At 68.7% G+C, this 16,943-nt stretch carries 22 protein-coding genes and 1 tRNA gene; 19 read left to right on the top strand and 4 right to left on the bottom strand.

What is annotated here, in order from left to right; translation table 11 throughout:
- Nucleotides 1–26: 26 nt before the first annotated feature.
- The 5 genes from B6K69_RS14910 to B6K69_RS14930 all read left to right on the top strand — a co-directional run bounded on the left by B6K69_RS14910 (nt 27) and on the right by B6K69_RS14930 (nt 5,096).
- Nucleotides 27–1,166, top strand: coding sequence for an aminodeoxychorismate synthase component I (locus tag B6K69_RS14910; RefSeq protein WP_108644957.1), 1,140 nt, complete (start codon nt 27–29; stop codon nt 1,164–1,166).
- Nucleotides 1,124–1,732 (top strand): aminotransferase class IV, encoded by a 609-nt coding sequence (locus tag B6K69_RS14915; RefSeq protein WP_418259997.1) that lies wholly within the window; start codon nt 1,124–1,126, stop codon nt 1,730–1,732. The genes B6K69_RS14910 and B6K69_RS14915 overlap by 43 nt, the downstream gene beginning before the upstream one ends.
- 181 nt (nt 1,733–1,913) lie before the next feature.
- Entirely contained in the window at nt 1,914–3,782 is a 1,869-nt protein-coding gene (aspS, locus tag B6K69_RS14920) for an aspartate--tRNA ligase (protein WP_108644355.1), read from the top strand.
- A gap of 20 nt (nt 3,783–3,802) precedes the next feature.
- Nucleotides 3,803–4,309 carry a DUF1993 family protein gene (locus B6K69_RS14925; RefSeq protein ID WP_108644356.1) on the top strand — a complete coding sequence of 169 codons (507 nt, stop codon included), beginning with the start codon at nt 3,803–3,805 and terminating at the stop codon, nt 4,307–4,309.
- 67 nt (nt 4,310–4,376) lie between these two features.
- A complete protein-coding gene (locus B6K69_RS14930; protein WP_108644357.1) occupies nt 4,377–5,096 on the top strand; it encodes a GNAT family N-acetyltransferase in 720 nt (239 codons plus the stop codon).
- Nucleotides 5,097–5,113: 17 nt separating this feature from the next.
- Here B6K69_RS14930 and B6K69_RS14935 read toward each other — a convergent pair whose 3' ends face one another.
- Entirely contained in the window at nt 5,114–5,830 is a 717-nt protein-coding gene (locus tag B6K69_RS14935) for a response regulator (RefSeq protein WP_108644358.1), read from the bottom strand.
- Between the two features lie 183 nt (nt 5,831–6,013).
- On the opposite strand from B6K69_RS14935, the gene mce reads away from it, so the two are divergent.
- Nucleotides 6,014–6,418: a methylmalonyl-CoA epimerase gene (mce, locus tag B6K69_RS14940; RefSeq protein ID WP_107674011.1), complete on the top strand. Its 405-nt coding sequence runs from the start codon at nt 6,014–6,016 to the stop codon at nt 6,416–6,418.
- Nucleotides 6,415–6,669, top strand: a complete 255-nt coding sequence (locus B6K69_RS14945; RefSeq protein WP_107674012.1) for a DUF1467 family protein — start codon at nt 6,415–6,417, stop codon at nt 6,667–6,669. The genes mce and B6K69_RS14945 overlap by 4 nt, the downstream gene beginning before the upstream one ends.
- On the opposite strand, the gene B6K69_RS14950 is transcribed toward B6K69_RS14945, so the two are convergent.
- Both B6K69_RS14950 and B6K69_RS14955 read right to left on the bottom strand, forming a co-directional pair.
- Nucleotides 6,663–7,358, bottom strand: a complete 696-nt coding sequence (locus B6K69_RS14950) for an EI24 domain-containing protein (protein WP_108644958.1) — start codon at nt 7,356–7,358, stop codon at nt 6,663–6,665. The two genes, B6K69_RS14945 and B6K69_RS14950, sit on opposite strands and share 7 nt — an antisense overlap.
- On the bottom strand, nt 7,358–7,939 hold the full coding sequence (locus tag B6K69_RS14955; RefSeq protein WP_108644359.1) for a nitroreductase family protein: 582 nt from the start codon (nt 7,937–7,939) through the stop codon (nt 7,358–7,360). Before B6K69_RS14955 ends, B6K69_RS14950 begins: the two co-directional genes overlap by 1 nt.
- A 129-nt stretch (nt 7,940–8,068) precedes the next feature.
- Between B6K69_RS14955 and hisD the strand changes: the two genes are divergently transcribed.
- The 3 genes from hisD (at nt 8,069) to B6K69_RS14970 (ending at nt 10,405) form a co-directional block, all read left to right on the top strand.
- Nucleotides 8,069–9,370, top strand: a complete 1,302-nt coding sequence (gene hisD / locus B6K69_RS14960) for a histidinol dehydrogenase (RefSeq protein ID WP_108644360.1) — start codon at nt 8,069–8,071, stop codon at nt 9,368–9,370.
- Nucleotides 9,371–9,452: 82 nt separating this feature from the next.
- On the top strand, nt 9,453–9,932 hold the full coding sequence (locus B6K69_RS14965) for a UPF0262 family protein (RefSeq protein WP_108644361.1): 480 nt from the start codon (nt 9,453–9,455) through the stop codon (nt 9,930–9,932).
- A gap of 65 nt (nt 9,933–9,997) precedes the next feature.
- On the top strand, nt 9,998–10,405 hold the full coding sequence (locus tag B6K69_RS14970) for an arsenate-mycothiol transferase ArsC (RefSeq protein WP_107674095.1): 408 nt from the start codon (nt 9,998–10,000) through the stop codon (nt 10,403–10,405).
- Nucleotides 10,406–10,535: 130 nt separating this feature from the next.
- Here the strand turns inward: B6K69_RS14970 and B6K69_RS14975 are convergent, their stop codons facing one another.
- Nucleotides 10,536–10,919 carry a winged helix-turn-helix transcriptional regulator gene (locus B6K69_RS14975; RefSeq protein WP_108644362.1) on the bottom strand — a complete coding sequence of 128 codons (384 nt, stop codon included), beginning with the start codon at nt 10,917–10,919 and terminating at the stop codon, nt 10,536–10,538.
- 98 nt (nt 10,920–11,017) lie between these two features.
- On the opposite strand from B6K69_RS14975, the gene B6K69_RS14980 reads away from it, so the two are divergent.
- The 9 genes from B6K69_RS14980 to B6K69_RS15020 all read left to right on the top strand — a co-directional run bounded on the left by B6K69_RS14980 (nt 11,018) and on the right by B6K69_RS15020 (nt 16,736).
- Complete coding sequence (locus tag B6K69_RS14980; protein WP_108644363.1) at nt 11,018–11,857, top strand: SDR family oxidoreductase; 840 nt, start codon at nt 11,018–11,020, stop codon at nt 11,855–11,857.
- Nucleotides 11,858–11,953: 96 nt separating this feature from the next.
- Complete coding sequence (locus tag B6K69_RS14985) at nt 11,954–12,364, top strand: ketosteroid isomerase-related protein (RefSeq protein ID WP_108644364.1); 411 nt, start codon at nt 11,954–11,956, stop codon at nt 12,362–12,364.
- Nucleotides 12,361–12,954 carry a GNAT family N-acetyltransferase gene (locus B6K69_RS14990; protein WP_108644365.1) on the top strand — a complete coding sequence of 198 codons (594 nt, stop codon included), beginning with the start codon at nt 12,361–12,363 and terminating at the stop codon, nt 12,952–12,954. The genes B6K69_RS14985 and B6K69_RS14990 overlap by 4 nt, the downstream gene beginning before the upstream one ends.
- A gap of 240 nt (nt 12,955–13,194) precedes the next feature.
- Complete coding sequence (gene infA / locus B6K69_RS14995; protein ID WP_045389309.1) at nt 13,195–13,413, top strand: translation initiation factor IF-1; 219 nt, start codon at nt 13,195–13,197, stop codon at nt 13,411–13,413.
- 5 nt (nt 13,414–13,418) lie between these two features.
- Entirely contained in the window at nt 13,419–13,994 is a 576-nt protein-coding gene (locus B6K69_RS15000; RefSeq protein ID WP_107674020.1) for a Maf family protein, read from the top strand.
- Nucleotides 13,991–15,028, top strand: coding sequence for a ribonuclease E/G (locus B6K69_RS15005; RefSeq protein WP_108644366.1), 1,038 nt, complete (start codon nt 13,991–13,993; stop codon nt 15,026–15,028). The genes B6K69_RS15000 and B6K69_RS15005 overlap by 4 nt, the downstream gene beginning before the upstream one ends.
- Nucleotides 15,025–15,198 carry a DNA gyrase inhibitor YacG gene (locus B6K69_RS15010; protein ID WP_107674022.1) on the top strand — a complete coding sequence of 58 codons (174 nt, stop codon included), beginning with the start codon at nt 15,025–15,027 and terminating at the stop codon, nt 15,196–15,198. The genes B6K69_RS15005 and B6K69_RS15010 overlap by 4 nt, the downstream gene beginning before the upstream one ends.
- A gap of 59 nt (nt 15,199–15,257) precedes the next feature.
- Nucleotides 15,258–15,333: transfer RNA gene (locus B6K69_RS15015), tRNA-Phe, on the top strand.
- Nucleotides 15,334–15,599: 266 nt separating this feature from the next.
- Nucleotides 15,600–16,736 (top strand): Hint domain-containing protein, encoded by a 1,137-nt coding sequence (locus B6K69_RS15020; RefSeq protein ID WP_108644367.1) that lies wholly within the window; start codon nt 15,600–15,602, stop codon nt 16,734–16,736.
- Nucleotides 16,737–16,943 lie beyond the last annotated feature (207 nt).

Below are 16,943 nucleotides of genomic sequence, written 5' to 3' on the forward strand. Positions count from 1 at the left end.
TGGCAACAGGGGAACGGGGGCGCATGGTGATCCTTGTCGAACATGGGCCCGAAGGGGCGCCGGCGGTGTTTGACCGGCCGCGTGGGGTGATCGTCGCCCGGCGCGGGGCCGAGGTGTTGCCGGCGCTGCGCGCGGCCGAGGCGGCGCGCAGGGCAGGGGCCTGGATCGCGGGTTCTGTTGCCTATGAGGCGGGCTATGCGCTGGAGCCGAAGCTGCGCCGCCTGATGCCGCGCCGGCGGCCGGGGCCGCTGCTGGCGCTGGGCCTGTTCGACGGGCCGCAGGACGCAGGCCCCGTGCTGGCGCGCATGGCCAAGGCCGGGCAGGGCACGGCGATGACCGCGCCCGAACCCGTGGTGGGACGGCGGGCCTATGGCCATGCGGCGGCGAAGGTGCTGGACTATATCGCGGCGGGCGACTGCTATCAGGTGAACCTGACCTTTCCGCTGCGGGCGCGGCTGACGGCGGGAAGCGCGGAGGGGCTGTATGGCGCCTTGCGGCGGACGGGGGCGGTGGGGCACGGCGCCTTTGTCGATCTGGGGGTGGGGCCGGTGCTGGTGTCGCGCAGCCCCGAGCTGTTCTTCCGCATCGGGGCCGGGGGCCGGATCGTGACCCGGCCGATGAAGGGCACCCGGCCGCGCGGCACCGATGCGGCCGAGGATGCGGCGATCATCGCCGAATTGCAGGGCGCCGAGAAGGACCGGGCCGAGAACCTGATGATCGTGGACCTGCTGCGCAACGACATTTCGCGGCTGTCGCGGGTGGGCAGTGTCCGGGTGCCGGCGCTGTTCGCGGTGGAAACCTATGCGACGGTGCATCAGATGACCTCGACCGTCGAGGGCGTGCTGGAGACGGCGCCCGAGCTGCCCGCGCTGATGGCGGCGCTGTTTCCCTGCGGCAGCGTCACCGGCGCGCCGAAGATCCGCGCGATGCAGATCATCCGCGAGGTGGAACCCTTCGCGCGCGGCGCCTATTGCGGCGCGGTGGGCTGGATGGCCCCCGACGGGACGGCGGATTTCAGCGTGGCGATCCGCACGCTGTCACTGAGCGACGACGAGATCGTGATGAATGTGGGCGGCGGCGTGGTGCATGGATCAACCGCGCAGGGCGAATGGGAGGAGGCGCTGTGGAAAGCGCGCTTCGTGAAGGCGGCCGTGAACCGGGGCTGAGGCTGATCGAGACGGTGCTGTGGGAGGGCCGCGCCGCGCCGCGCTGGCCGCTGCATCTGGCGCGGCTGCGGGCGGGGGCGGCGGCGCTGGGCTGGGCCTGCCCCGAGGTGGCGCCGGCGGGCCCCGACCATCCGGCACGGCTGCGGCTGACGCTGGGCGCCGGGGGCGAGGTGGCCTGGGAGGCGACGGCGCTGCCGCCGGCCAAACCCGAATGGCGGCTGGGGCTGGCGGCCGAACGGCTGCGGTCCGCCGATCCCTGGCTGCGGGTGAAATCCACCCGGCGCGGCGCCTATGACCGGGCGCGGGCCGCCTTGGCGCCGGAGCTGGACGAGGTGCTGTTCCTGAACGAACGCGGCGAGGTCTGCGATGGCAGCATCACCACGGTCTTCTTCGACCGGGGGCAGGGGATGCGGACGCCGCCCCTGTCCTGCGGGCTGCTGCCGGGGGTGCTGCGGGCCGAACTGGCATGCCCGGAAGAGGTGCTGAGCGCCGAAGACCTGCCCCGCGTGCGGCTTTGGGTGGGCAATGCGCTGCGGGGGCTGATCCCCGCCGTCTGGGCGGGGTGAAGGCGCCGGGGGCGCTTCGCCCCCCGGACCCCCAGAGGGTATTTGGGCCAAGATGAAAGCCCTGCCGTTTCACCTTGGTTCAAATACCCCGCGCGGTCTGCGTTCGGCGCGGGGTTGACTAATCCGGGCGGGCGCTGTGTATCGGCGCGATGGAATTTCTGCCTCTGGAAGGGGAACGATCATGCACGCCTATCGCAGCCATACCTGTGCCGGCCTGAACAAGGCCGATGTCGGCCAGACGGTGCGTCTGTCGGGCTGGGTGCATCGGGTGCGCGACCACGGGGGCGTGCTGTTCATCGACCTGCGCGACCATTACGGCATCACGCAGGTGCTGGCCGACAGCGACAGCCCGGCCTTTGCCGCGCTGGAGAAGGTGCGGTCGGAATGGGTGATCCGCATCGACGGCCGGGTGAAGGCGCGCGATGCAGCCCTGGTGAACCCGAAGATCCCGACCGGCGAGATCGAGGTCTATGTGACCGAGGTCGAGGTGCTGGGCCCGGCGGAAGACCTGCCGCTGCCGGTGTTCGGCGAGGCCGACTACCCCGAGGAAACCCGGCTGACCTATCGCTTCCTCGACCTGCGCCGCGACACGATGCACCAGAACATGATGCTGCGGTCGAACGTGGTGCGCTGGCTGCGGATGAAGATGTGGGACCAGGGTTTCACCGAGTTCCAGACGCCGATCATCACCGCGTCAAGCCCCGAAGGCGCGCGCGACTTCCTGGTGCCGAGCCGCCTGCACCCCGGCAAGTTCTATGCCCTGCCGCAGGCGCCGCAGCAGTTCAAGCAGTTGATCCAGGTGGCGGGGTTCGACCGCTATTTCCAGATCGCGCCCTGCTTCCGCGACGAAGACCCGCGGGCCGACCGCAGCCCGACCGATTTCTACCAGCTTGACATCGAGATGAGCTTCGTCACCCAGGATGACGTGTTCGCCGCGGTGCAGCCGGTGTTGCAGGGGCTGTTCGAGGAGTTCGGCAAGGGCCGCAAGGTGTATGCCGACTGGCCGCGCATCGCCTATCGAGACGCGCTGAAATGGTATGGCAGCGACAAGCCCGACCTGCGCAACCCGATCAGGATGCAGGATGTGAGCGAGCATTTCCGCGGCTCGGGCTTCGCGATCTTCGCGAACCTGTTGCAGAACGAGGGCACCGAGGTGCGGGCCATTCCGGCGCCCACCGGCGGCAGCCGCAAGTTCGCCGACCGGATGAACGCCTTTGCCCAGAAAGAGGGCCTGCCGGGGATGGGCTATATCTTCTGGCGTCCTGCGACGACTCCAACCGATTTGTTTGAAAAGCTTGAAGAGCATCCCCTTTGGGCTGAAGTGATGCTCTCTGCTGAGCCCGGTAGCATTGTTCCCCCACAAACCTACGTCGAAGCAGCCGGCCCGATTGCGAAAGCTATCGGTGTTGCGCGCACAGAGGCCATTCGTAGGGAGCTTGGCTTGGGTGTTGGCGATGCCGTGTTCTTCCTGGGCGGCAAGCCCGAGGTGTTCGAGGCGGTGGCGGGCCGGGCGCGCAACGAGATTGGTCGCGAGCTGGGTCTGACCGAGACGGACAGCTTCCGCTTTGCCTGGATCGTCGATTTCCCGATGTACGAGAAGACGGACGACGGGAAGATCGACTTCAGCCACAACCCGTTCTCGATGCCGCAGGGCGGGCTTGAGGCGCTGTCGGGCGATCCGCTGGGCGTTTACGCCTATCAGTATGACCTGGCCTGCAACGGCTATGAGGTGATTTCGGGCGGTATCCGCAACCACAAGCCGGAAATCATGTACAAGGCGTTCGAGCTGGCGGGCTATCCGAACAGCGAGGTGGACAAGCGGTTTGGCGGCATGGTCAAGGCGTTCAAATACGGCGCCCCGCCCCACGGCGGCTGTGCGGCGGGCATCGACCGGCTGGTGATGCTGCTGGCGGATACGACCAACATCCGCGAGGTCATCATGTTCCCGATGAACCAGCGGGCCGAAGACCTGCTGATGAACGCCCCGAGCGAGCCGACCAACGAGCAGTTGCGCGACCTGCGGCTGCGCGTCATTCCCAAGGAGGCCTGAGGGCCGGAGGCAGGACCACCATGACCCCGCCGCTGTACGACGCTTCGGTTCCGGTGTTCCTGCATTACCTTGACCGGCTGGAAGGTCTGGTGCGCCAGACCGCCGGGCGCGAGCCGGTGTTGCAGGCGCGGCTGGTGCCCGACATGCTGAGCGCGGCGCAGCAGGTGGCCACGGCCGCGGGGTTTTCGCTGCGGGTGGCCTTTCCGCTGGCCGGGCGCGCGGTGCCGACGCTGGCCGATCAGGGGATGGACCGCATCGGCCTTGGCCGCCTTGTGGTGGCGGCGCGGCAGGAACTGGTGGCGCTGCCCGCCGCCGATTTCGCCGGGGCCGAGGCGCGGATGATCCGGCATCGGGCGGGCTTTGCCGAACTTGACCAGTCTGGCGCCGATTTCCTGCATCTGTTCGGGATGCCGAATTTCCTGTTCCACACCACCATGGCCTTTGCAGTGCTGCGCCAGCAGGGCCTGCCCATCGGCAAGGCCGATTTCGACGGCCAGCACGATTACCCGCAGGGCTTCCGGTTCTGAGCGGCCTGCGTGCCCCGTTGCGTGTGCGTCGGCGGCCCGCCATAACTTGCAAAACTGCGAGTGTGCCATGACCGACGATCAGAAATACGGCGCCCCTGTTCCGGGCTGGACCCCGCCGCCGCGCCCGCCGACCGAGGCGATGCAGGGCGCCCATGTCCGGCTTGAGCCGCTGGAGGCCGATGCCCATGCGGCCGACCTGTTCCGCGCCTATTCGGGCCATGATGCGCTGTGGGATTACATGCCCTACGGGCCGTTCCATTCGGCCGCCGCCTATCACCGCTGGGCCAAGGAACAGGAATCGCTGGCTGATCCGCGGTTTTTCGTGCTGCGCAGCCGGGCGACGGGGCATTGCGGCGGGATTGCCAGCTTTCTGCGGATCACGCCCGAGGCCGGGTCGATCGAGGTGGGGCATATCTGCATTGCCCCCGAGATGCAGCGCGGCGCGGCCGCGACCGAGGCGATGTGGCTGATGATGGACTGGGCGTTTCGCGCCGGCTATCGCCGCTATGAATGGAAGTGCAACGCGCTGAACATGGGGTCGCGCCGGGCGGCGCAGCGGCTGGGCTTCAGCTTCGAGGGCGTGTTCCGGCAACATGCGGTGGTCAAGGGCCGCAACCGGGATACGGCGTGGTTTTCCATCATCGACAGCGAGTGGCCAGCGCTGGCCGAGGCTTACCGCGCCTGGCTGGCGCCGGCGAATTTCGATGCAGGCGGACGGCAGATCGAACGGCTGTATGACCTGACGCGGCTGGTCCGCCCGGGCAGCGACCCGGCGCTGGCGGAATAGGCGCAGTGCGGCCCGGTTCAGAGCCGGGCGCGAAGCGAATCGAAGGCGGGGCGGCGGGCGATGCGGGCGCGCAGGGCGCCGGTCAGGCGCGGCAGGTCTGCCCCCGGATCGCGCAGCGCGGCGGAAACGGCGGCAAGGCCCGCATCCTGCGACTGGCGGGCAAGGCCGGACAGGAACCCCGCCAGATAGGCGCGGTCATCCGGGCCGGGGCCGGCATCCAGCGCGGAGGCGGCCTGGATCAGATCATCGGTCAGCGCCAGCGGATCGGCGGTGACGCCGCCCTGCGGGGCCGTGGCGCGGGGCTGCGACCGGGGCAGGTGGGCCAGCAGGGTTTCCTGAAACAGCGCCAGCGAGGCGACGGGTTTTTCCAGAAACCCCGCCGCCCCCGCGGACAGGGCCGCCGTGCGACCGGCGGGATCGCCGCTGGTGCCCAGCACCACCATGCCGCGCGTCTGGGCCAGCCGCTGGATCAGCCCTTCGCCCCGGCCATCGGGCAGGCCGAGATCGACGATCACCACATCGGGCCGGTAGCAGCGCAGATGCGCCCCGGCCCGGGCAAGGCTGTCGGCCCGGCGCAGGCGGGCGCCAAGGCGCTGGCACATCAGGCGCAGGGCATCGCAGGCATAGCGGCTGTCTTCGACGGCCAGCACCGTCAGCCCTTGCAGGGGCAAGAGGGGGCGCGGCGCGGCAAGGGCGAAACCGGAGGCGTCGGAGGGCGGGGTGGGGCGGGGCATGGCCGTGCTCCTCTGCTTGCGAGGCGGGGATGGGGCAGCCTAGGGCCGGCAGGGTGAACAGGGGGTTAACGCAAAGGCGGGGTGGGGGCGTCTGGGCGCAGGGGCGGGCGGCGCAACCCCCTTGCCGCAGCCGCGCGCGCGCCGCATAACCCGACCGCAAAGACCCCGCGCAAGGAGTGCCCGATGATCGGCCGTCTGAACCATGTCGCCATTGCTGTTCCCGACCTGACCGCCGCCGCCGCGCAATACCGCGACACGCTGGGCGCCAAGGTGAACCCACCGCAGGACGAGCCGGATCATGGCGTGACGGTGGTCTTCATCGAACTGCCGAACACCAAGATCGAACTGCTGTATCCGCTGGGCGAGAATTCCCCCATCGCGGGGTTTCTGGAAAAGAATCCGGCGGGTGGCATCCACCACATCTGCTATGAGGTGGACGACATCCTGGCCGCGCGCGACCGGCTGAAGGCGGCGGGCGCGCGGGTGCTGGGATCGGGTGAGCCGAAGATCGGGGCGCATGGCAAGCCGGTGCTGTTCCTGCATCCCAAGGATTTCAACGGCTGTCTGGTGGAGCTTGAACAGGTATGAACCTTACCGGCGGCATTGTCCTTTACGCGGTCATCTGGTTCCTGACCTTCTACATCGTGCTGCAACTGCGCACGCGCACGCAGGACGATGAAGGGTCGATCGTGCCGGGCACGCCGGCGGGCGCCCCCGCGCGCGAGGATGTGGGGCGCAGCGCGAAGATCGCCACGCTTTGGGCGACGGCGATCTGGGCGGTGCTGGCGGGGATCATCCTGTCGGGCTGGATCTCGCTGCGCGACATCGCGCCTTACTGAGGCGCCCGCGCCGCGATGCGGTGGAAGAGGTGCGTGAAGGTGGCGGTGCCCAGCACGGGCACGATCAGGTTCAGCAGCGGCACCGACAGCGGAATTGCCATCAGCGTGCCGGCGATCCAGATGCGCGGGCCGTTGGCGCGGCGCAGGCTGCGGGCGGCCTCGGGCGGCAGGCGGCGCAGCGCGACCATCATGAAATATTCCCGGCCCAGCAGCAGCCCGTTCACCCCCCAGAACACCAGCGGCGAGAAGGGGCCGGCCACCGGATAAAGGAACAGGGCGACGACGTTCACCACCAGGATCAGCCCGATCAGGTTGGCCGAGGCCTTGATCGATTCGGCCAAGGACAGTGGCTGTGCCGGGGGCAGGTGGGGGTAATGCCGGTCTTCGACCGCATCGACCACATCTTCCAGGAACAGCCCGGCAAAGGCCGCCGCCGCCGGGATCATCAGAAAGATCGACAGCACCAGCATGAAGGCCAGCGAGGCCCAGCCCAGCAGGCTGTGCAGCCCTTCGACGGTGCCGATCACCGGCAGGGTGATGGATTCCGGTGTCAGCCAGGCGATGCCCAACAGGAACACCGCATAGACCGCCACCAGCAGCGCGAAGGCCAGCGCGATGCCGACCAGCACCACCCGGCGGAAGCGGCGGTCGCCCAACTGGCCAAGGGCGGCAAGGAAGGATGAGAAGATCACTCCAGCCCCCAGTGCAGGACGCGGGCCAGGTCGGGGCGGGGGCGGTCGGGCATCTCGGTCGCGGGCGCGGTGCCGATATGGACGATGCCGGCCACGGTTTCACCGGGCGTGCAGCCAAAGGCGCGGGCGGCGAACACCGGGTCATGCGCGGGCCAGCCCGACAGCCAGCAGGCATCCCAGCCGGCGGCGGTGGCGGCGTGCAGCAGGTTCATGCACAGCGCCCCGGCGGACAGAAGCTGCTCGACCGCGGGCACCTTTTCGGCGGGTTTCGGCGAGGAGATCACCGCAACGGCCAGGTGGCCGGCATCATACTGGCCGCGCCCCTTGGCGATCTTTTCGGCGTCGCCCCCCAGGTCGCGCGCCCGCGCTTCGGCCAGATCGGCCAGCCGGGCCATGTCGGCCTTGGTCAGCACCACCAGCCGCCAGGGTTCCAGCTTGCCGTGATCGGGCACCCGCAGGGCCAGCGTCACGATCCGCTCGACCGTGGCACGGTCGGGCGTGCCGCCGGTGAACAGCTTGGCCGGATAGGACCGCCGGGCGGCCAGATGGTCAAGGACGGCGGGGTTCGGGCGGGTCATGCGGGCGTCTCCTTCGGTTCTCCGTGAACCTAAGCACCTGTGACGCGGCTTTCCAGCGGCCATCGCAGCTTGCCCCTGCCGGGACTGCGCGCTATCGGAAGGCCGCGTCACGCCGCCGGAGGCCCGATCATGCCGATGCTGTTGTCCACCACCGATGCCGGGTTCGAGGCGGCCTTTGCCGCGATGCTGGGCCAGAAGCGGGAAGAGGCCGAAGATGTGGATGCCGCGGTGGCGGCGATCATCGCCGATGTGCGGGCGCGCGGCGACGCGGCGCTGATCGAGCTGACGGAACACTTTGACCGGCTGGCGCTGACGCCGGAAACGCTGGCCTTCAGCAAGGCCGAGATCGCGACGGAAATCGCCAGGGTTTCGCCCGAGGACCGCGCCGCGCTGGAACTGGCGGCAGAGCGCATCCGCGCCTATCACGAACGGCAGAAACCCGAGGATGCCGGCTGGACCGATGCCGCCGGCGCCTGGCTGGGCTGGCGCTGGACGGCGGTTTCGGCGGCGGGGCTGTATGTGCCGGGGGGGCTGGCCTCCTATCCGTCCTCGGTGCTGATGAATGCCATTCCGGCCAAGGTGGCCGGGGTTGACCGGCTGGTCGTGGCCTGCCCCACGCCGGGCGGCGTGGTGAACCCGCTGGTGCTGCTGGCGGCGCAGATCGCCGGTGTGGATGCGGTTTACCGGGTGGGCGGCGCGCAGGCGGTGGCGGCGCTGGCCTATGGCACGGCGACGATTGCGGCGGTGGACAAGATCACCGGGCCGGGCAACGCCTATGTGGCGGCGGCCAAGCGGCGGGTGTTCGGGCGGGTGGGCATCGACATGATCGCGGGGCCGTCGGAAATTCTGGTCATCGCGGAAGGCGCGGCCGACCCTGACTGGATTGCGCTGGACATGCTGAGCCAGGCCGAACATGACGCCAGCGCGCAGGCGATCCTGATCACGCCCGATGCCGGGCTGGCGCGACGCGTGCAGGCGGCGCTGGAGGCGCGGCTTCCGGGGCTGGAGCGGGCGGCCATCGCGGGCGCAAGCTGGCGCGACAATGGCGCGGTGATCGTGACCCGCGATCTGGACGAGGCGGCGGCGCTGTCGAACCGCATCGCGCCGGAACACCTGGAACTGTGCGTGGACGACCCCGAGGCGCTGGCCGCGAAATGCCGCCATGCCGGGGCCATCTTCCTGGGCGCCTGGACGCCCGAGGCGATTGGCGATTATGTCGGCGGGCCGAACCATGTGCTGCCGACGGCGCGGTCGGCGCGGTTTTCCAGCGGGCTGAACGTGCTGGACTTCATGAAGAAGACCACGCTGGCACGCATGACGCCCGAGGCGCTGCGCGCCATCGGCCCGGCGGGCGAGCGGCTGGCCATCAGCGAAAGCCTGCAGGCGCATGGGCTGAGCGTGCGCGCCCGGCTGGACCGGCTGAACGGCTGACGGCCGGCCCCGCCCGCGCTTCGGTCTTGCTGGGCGGGCGGGCGTCGGGATAGATCGCGTAACGAGTTCTGGAAAGTGTCCGATGACCAATCGCCTGTGCCATATCGAGATTGATGAAAAGGGGCTGGCGCGACCGACGCCCGAGATCGAACAGGAGCGCAAGGTCGCGATCTTCGATCTGCTGGAGGACAACCGCTTTGGCCTGCCGGCGCGCGAGGATCGGGCGGTGCCCGAAGGCCCCTACCGGCTGCATCTGGCGATCCGCGAGGGGCGGCTGGTCTTCGACATCGCGCAGGAAGCCGGCAACAAGGTGGGCGAGTTCCACCTGAGCCTTGGCCCGTTCCGGCAGGTGGTGAAGGATTACTTCCAGATCTGCGAAAGCTATTTCGAGGCGGTGAAACGCCTGCCGCCCAGCCAGATCGAGGCGATCGACATGGCGCGGCGCGGCATCCATAACGAAGGCGCGCGGGTGTTGCAGGAACGGCTGGAGGGCAAGGCCGAGGTCGATACCGACACGGCACGCCGGCTGTTCACGCTGATCTGCGTGTTGCACTGGGGGTAACCGGCTTGGGTCCGCTTCCGCAGTCGGTGCTGTTCTGTTGCGACCACAATGCCGTTCGCTCGCCCATGGCCGAGGCGATGATGAAGCAGTTCTACGGCCGCCGCGCCTATGTGCAATCGGCCGGGGTGAAGAACGACATGGAGGTGGACGGCTTTTCGGTCGCCGTCTGCCGCGAGGTGGGGCTGGAGATCGAACGCCACCGCAGCCGCAGTTTCGAGGAAATGCAGGAATGGGGCGATGATCTGGGCCAGTTCGACCTGATCGTCGCGCTGTCGCCCGCCAGTCAGCGCATGGCGCTGGAGCTGACGCGGTTCCACCATCTGGACGTGGAATACTGGCCGATCCTGGACCCGACCGGCCTTGGCGAAACGCGTGAAGCAAAGCTGGCGGCCTATCGCCAGGCGCGCGAACAGATCCGGGCGCGGATGGTGGCCCGCTTCGGCCCGCCCGACCCCGCGCCTTCGGAGGGCTGACCGCGGATCAGCCTCCGGCGGGGGTATTTGGGCCAAGAGGAAGCCTGTCCGGTTCCACTTGGACAAAATACCCCGGGGGAGGCTTCGCGTCAGCGAAGACGGGGGCAGCACCCCCTTGCGCCCCGGGCGGTCAGGCGGCCTGCGGCGCCAGGATGGCGCCGATGTTGTCCTCGATCCAGGCCACCAGCGGAATCAGCCGGGCGGCGGCTTCGTGGCCCAGCGGTGTGAGGTCGTAATCGACATGCGGCGGCACCACGTCCTGCGCGGTGCGCCGGACGAACCCGTCGGATTCCAGATCCTTCAGCGTCTGGCTGAGCATCCGGTCGCTGACCCCGCCCACGGCGCGGCGCAGTTCGGCAAAGCGGTGCGGGCGGGTGGCCAGCGCGACCATGGCCAGCACGCCCCAGCGGCTGGTCAGGTGTTGCAGCACCGGCCGCGACGGGCAGTCGGCGGCCAGGACATTGCCGCGCTGCCAGCGGGTGTGAAGCGAGTGTGCAAGAGGGTCGGGGGTCATGTGCGGGCCTGCGGTATACTAACGAAAATGTGCGTACTTCCTTTTCGTAAGTATTCGGGTATCTGTGGGGCGTCAAGATTGAACCACAGGAGACCACCATGACCACCATCGCCGTGACCGGAGCCACCGGCCAACTGGGCCGCCTTGCCATTGCCGCGCTGAAGGCGCGCGGCGCCACCGACGTGATCGCGCTGGCGCGCGACCCGAAGAAGGCCGCCGATCTGGGCGTTCCGGCGCGCGCCTTCGACTACACCCGTGTCAACCCACTGGCGCTGCAAGGCGTTGACGTGCTGGTGCTGATCTCGTCCAACGACTTTGACGACCGCACCGGACAGCACAAGGCGGTGATCGCGGCGGCCAGGGCGGCGGGCGTGGGGCGCATCGTCTATACCTCGCTGCTGAAGGGTGCGCAGTCGCCGATGATCCTGGCGCAGGACCATATCGCGACCGAGATCGAATTGCGCGCGTCGGGCGTTCCGGCAACGATCCTGCGCAACGGCTGGTACACCGAGAACTTCACCGGCGCGCTGGGCGCCGCGGTTGCGCATGGCGCCATCATCGGCGCGGCGGGCGAGGGCAAGGTGTCCTCGGCGGCACGCAAGGATTATGCCGAGGCGATTGCCGTGGTGGCGATGGATGCGTCCCATGCGGGCAAGACCTATGAACTGGCGGGCGACACCGCCCACAGCGGCGCCGATCTGGCGGCCGTGGTGTCGGCGGCGGCGGGCAAGCCGGTGGCCTATGTCTCGATGCCGCAGGCCGACTATGCCAAGGCGCTGGAAGGGTTCGGCCTGCCGGCGGGCTTTGCCGCCGTTCTGGCCGACAGCGATGCGCAGGCCGCCAAGGGCGCGCTTCATGACGACAGCCGCACGCTGAGCCGGCTGATCGGCCGCCCGACCACGCCCGTGGCCGAAACGGTGAAGGCCGCTCTGGGCTGACCTTGCGTCGCTTTCGGGCTGCAACCTGTCCCCCGCCGGCTTGGCGGGGGGCGGGGCCGCGCGCTATGCAGGGGGAGCAACCGAAGGAGAGCCCCGATGAGCCGCGACGCAACCCTCGCCCTGATCGCCCGCTATTACGCCGCCTTCAACGCCGGCGATGCCGCCGGGATGCTGGACTGCGTGGCCGAGGATGTGGAGCATCGGGTGAACGAGGGCGCGCATCGCATCGGCCGGGCGAAATTCGCCGAATTCTGCGGGCATATGGGCGTCAGCTATCGCGAGACGCTGAAGGACATGGTGATCTTCGCCAATGACACCGGCGACCGCGCGGCGGCGGAATTCGTGGTGCATGGCGAATATCTGAAGACCGATCCCGGCCTGCCCGAAGCAAAGGGTCAGCGCTATGTGCTGCCCGCCGGCGGGTTTTTCGAGGTGAAGGACGGCAAGATTGCCCGCGTCACCACCTTCTACAACCTGAACGACTGGATCGCGCAGGTTTCCCGGTGAGCGAACCCGTCACCGTCCGCGCCCTGACCGGGCCTGAACTGGAGGCCGCGCTGGACGATGTGGCGCGGCTGCGGATCACCGTCTTCCGCGACTGGCCCTATCTCTACGACGGCTCGCTTGAGTATGAGCGGCAGTATCTGCAGACCTACCGCGACAGCCCCGGCGCGCTGCTGGTGGCGGCTTTCGCCGGGGGGCGGCTGGTCGGCGCCTCGACCTCGACGCCGATGGAGGACCATGCCGAGGCCTTTGCCGAACCGCTGCGGCAGATCGGCCTGCCGGTTGAGAACATCCTTTACGGCGCGGAATCGGTGCTGCTGCCGGCCTATCGCGGGCAGGGGTTGGGGCACCGCTTCCTGGACCTGCGCGAAGATCACGCCCGTGCGCTGGGCCGTCGCCATGTGGCCTTCTGTTCGGTGCTGCGGCCCGATGACCACCCGATGCGCCCGGCGCAATACCGCACCAACGATGCCTTCTGGACCGGGCGCGGCTACCGGCCCCTGCCGGGCGTGATGGCCGAATTCGGCTGGAAGGATGTGGGCGACGCGGCCGAAACGAAGAAACCGCTTCAGTTCTGGATCCGCGCGATCTGAGGCGCTTGCGCCCCTGGCTGCGGCCGGAGCCTCCGGCGGGGATATTTGTCTTCTGAAAGAAGCGATCTGCCCCTCTTTCAGAATGGAAATATCCCGGGGGTGAGGCCGCAGGCCGAGGGGGCAGCGCCCCCTGCGCCGCCCGACATCGCAGAATCCGCTTGAACGCCGGGATTTTCAGGCGCATATGCCGCGCCACGAAGGCCTGCGGTTTCCGCGGGCGAACACCCTTTTGGAGTGACCATGGCCAAGGAAGACATTCTCGAATTCCCCGGCGTCGTTAAGGAACTCCTGCCCAACGCGACGTTCAAGGTCGAACTCGACAATGGCCATGAACTGATCGCGACGATGGCAGGCAAGATGCGCAAGAACCGCATCCGCGTTCTGGCGGGCGACAAGGTGCAGGTGGAAATGACCCCCTACGACCTGTCGAAAGGCCGCATCAACTATCGCTTCAAGTAAGCGCCTTGCGACTGATCCTGGGGTCCGCATCGCCGCGCCGGAAGGAAATTCTGGCGCAGATGGGGCTTGTGCCCGACCTGATCCTTCCCCCCGACATCGACGAAGATCCCCGCAAGGGCGAGCTGCCGCATCCCTATGCGGCGCGGCTGGCGCGGGAAAAGGCGCTGGCGGTGCCTGCGGGCCCCGAGGATGTGGTGCTGTGCGCCGATACCACCGTGGCGCTGGGGCGGCGCATCCTGGGCAAGCCGGCCGATGCGGGCGAGGCGGCGGCCTTCCTGACGCTGCTGGCCGGGCGCCGGCATGAGGTGATCACCGCCGTGGCCGTGCGCCGGGGCGACCGGATCTGGGCGCGCGAAAGCGTGTCCGCCGTCAAGGTGAAGCGGCTGTCGGATGCCGAGCTGAACGGCTATCTGGCCAGCGGCGAATGGCAGGGCAAGGCCGGGGGCTATGGCATCCAGGGGCTGGCGGGGGCCTTCATCCCGTGGATTTCCGGCAGTTTCACCGGCATCATGGGCCTGCCCGTGGCCGAAACCGCGGCGCTGCTGACGGCGGCGGGCTGGCCGGTCTGGAGGCAGGCATGAAGGGACGTGTGGTTCTGCTGGACCGCATCGGCGACCGCGCGGCGGCGGCGATGATGGTGGACGGCGTGCTGGAAGAGCTGGTGGTCGACCCCGACACCGATGCCCCGCTGCCCGGCGCGATCTATCGCGCGGTGGCGGACCGGCCGATGAAGGGGCAGGGCGGCATCTTCGTCAAGCTGCCTGGCGGCAGCGGCTTTCTGCGGCAGGTCAGCGGCATTGCGCCCGGCCAGCGGCTGCTGGTGCAGGTCACCGGCCCGACCGAGGAGGGCAAGGCCACGCCGGTCACCGCGCGGCTGCTGTTCAAGTCGCGCTTCGCCATCATCACGCCCGAGGCGCCGGGGCTGAACATCAGCCGCCGCATCCGGGATGAGGAGGCGCGCGCCGATCTGGCGGCGCTGGCGACGGCGGGCATGGCGGGCGCCGACCCGCGGCTGGGGCTGATCCTGCGGTCGGCCTGCGCGGAAGCCGAGCCCGAGGCGGTGGCCGAGGACATTGCCGCGATGCGCGGCCTGGCCGAGGCGATGCTGGCCGATCTGGACGGCGGGCCGGAGCTTTTGCTGGATGCGCCCGGCGCGCATGACCTGGCCTGGCGCGACTGGCTGGACCCGGCCCCCGACGAGGTGGTGACCGAAGACGGCTGCTTTGCCGACCATGGGGTGCATGAGGCGATCGACGCGCTGCTGGCCGCCGAGGTGGCGTTGCCGGGCGGCGGGCATATGGTGATCGAGCCGACGCGCGCGCTGGTGGCGGTGGATGTGAACACCGGCCCCGACACCTCGCCCGCGGCGGCGCTGAAGGCGAATGTGGCGGCGGCGCGCGACCTGCCGCGCCAGTTGCGCCTGCGCGGCCTGGGCGGACAGGTGGTGATCGACTTCGCCCCGGTGCCCAAGCGCGACCGCACCATTCTGGACCAGGTGATCAAGGCCGCCTTCAAGGCCGAGGGCGAGGCCAATCTGGCCGGCTGGACCAGCCTTGGCCTGTATGAGATGACGCGCCGCCGCGACCGGCTGGCCCTGCGGGGGCTGCTGGCATGACCTGCCCCACCTGCGGCAAGCCCGCCGATGCGCATTACCGCCCGTTCTGTTCGCGCCGCTGCGCCGATGTGGATCTGGCGCGCTGGCTGAACGAAAGCTACCGCATCCCCGATGCGGCGGCGGGCGAGGACGAGCCGCCGGAAGACCCGGTTCCGCCGACCCGTCAATAAGGGCGTTTTCCCTCTGGACAGCCCCCCGCAGCTTGAGTATCACCCGCCCACCAAACGGTGCCCAGATAGCTCAGTTGGTAGAGCAGCGGATTGAAAATCCGCGTGTCGCTGGTTCGATTCCGGCTCTGGGCACCACTTGAATTCCTGACATTGCCGATGACCTTGCTGAACGCCGCGCGTCGGGCGGTGCGTTGCCGGCATGGGGCCGCCCTGCGCGGGGCGCGGGGTGTTTTCATTCTGCACAGCCTGTGGTCTTCGCCGCGGACCGCTGCCGCGTTCCGGGGCGGCGGCGACAAAAAACAATCAGAAGTTGTATTTTGCGTGCAGCTTGAGAGGGAATCGCGTATACCTTAATGAGATATGCGTAATTGCAGTCTGTACATGTACCAGGAGGTGACGAGATGGCCGATCTGTTCGATGTTACACGGCTTTTCGAGCCGCCCGCCGTAGGAACGACCTATACCCCGGCAGGGTCGGGGGGGAGCGCGTCCTTTGGCTACATGCAGGACGGAATCTCGGCCAATCTGCAGGACCCGACGCAGATGCAGGCCGGCGATACCGTGACCTGGGGCGGCGTGACCTATGATGTCACATCGCTGCAATCGGCCACGGTGACGGTGACGCAGGCGAACGGCGGGGTCACCATCTCGAACCTGCAAAGCTATGTTGTCGGGCTGACCGATCCGACTGACCCGGCCAATACCATGTGGCTGTGGCTGCCGGTCGACAATACGCTGCTGCTGAACGTCGACATCGGTATTCCGCAACTGCTGACGCAAGGCGTGGTGCGGGATCTGAACATTCAGGCGCTGACGCCGATCACCAGCATTCCCTACGGCGACATCGACCAGAACGAGGATGTGCTGACGCTGTGCTTCACGGCGGGCACCCGGATTGTCGCCGAAGAGGGCGAGGTGGTGATCGACGATCTGAAGGTGGGCGATCTGGTGGCCACCTGCGATGCGGGGTTGCAGCCGGTGCGCTGGATCGGGCGGCGGCATCTGGATGCCGCGACGCTGGCCAGGCATCCGCAGTTGCGGCCTGTCCGTATCCGGGCCGGGGCGCTGGGGGCGGGTATCCCGACGGCGGATCTGGTGGTTTCCCCGCAGCATCGCGTGCTGGTGCGGTCGAAGATCGCGCAGCGCATGTTCGGGGTGCAGGAGGTGCTGGTCGCGGCCAAGCAACTGCTGGCGCTGGACGGCATCGAGATGGCCGAGGATATGGCCGAGGTGACCTATGTCCACATGCTGTTCGATGCGCATCAGGTTGTGATCGCCAATGGCACCGAGGCCGAGAGCCTGTACACCGGGCGCGAGGCGCTGCGGTCTGTCGGTGCGGTGGCGCTGGAAGAAATCTTCGCGATCTTTCCGCAACTGCGCCATCGCCACATGGATGAGGCCCCGGACGGGGCACGCCGGCTGCTGACCGGGCGTCAGGGCCGCAGTCTGGCACATCGCCATATGCTGAACCGCAAGCCGGTGGTGATGGCGGCCGGTGTCATGGCGGCGGCCCGGGCGGCAGAGCACGTCGGCGGCTGACGGGCTGACGACCGGCCGGGGGTTCGCCCCGGGGATCAGCGGCGGACGGTGCGGCGTATCCATTCCGTCTGCGCAGCAGGCGGCGGCGATGGTCCGCGTGCTGCGGTTCAGAAGCCGCGCGTGCCTGCGGGATTCACGTTCGGCAATTGCGGTGGAAACGCTGGCACGCGGCACCTGCAAGGTGTCCGCGGCCCTGGTGAAGCGGCG

The sequence above is a fragment of the Pseudogemmobacter blasticus genome (genome assembly GCF_003071405.1).
In the GTDB taxonomy this organism is placed as follows: domain Bacteria; phylum Pseudomonadota; class Alphaproteobacteria; order Rhodobacterales; family Rhodobacteraceae; genus Pseudogemmobacter; species Pseudogemmobacter blasticus.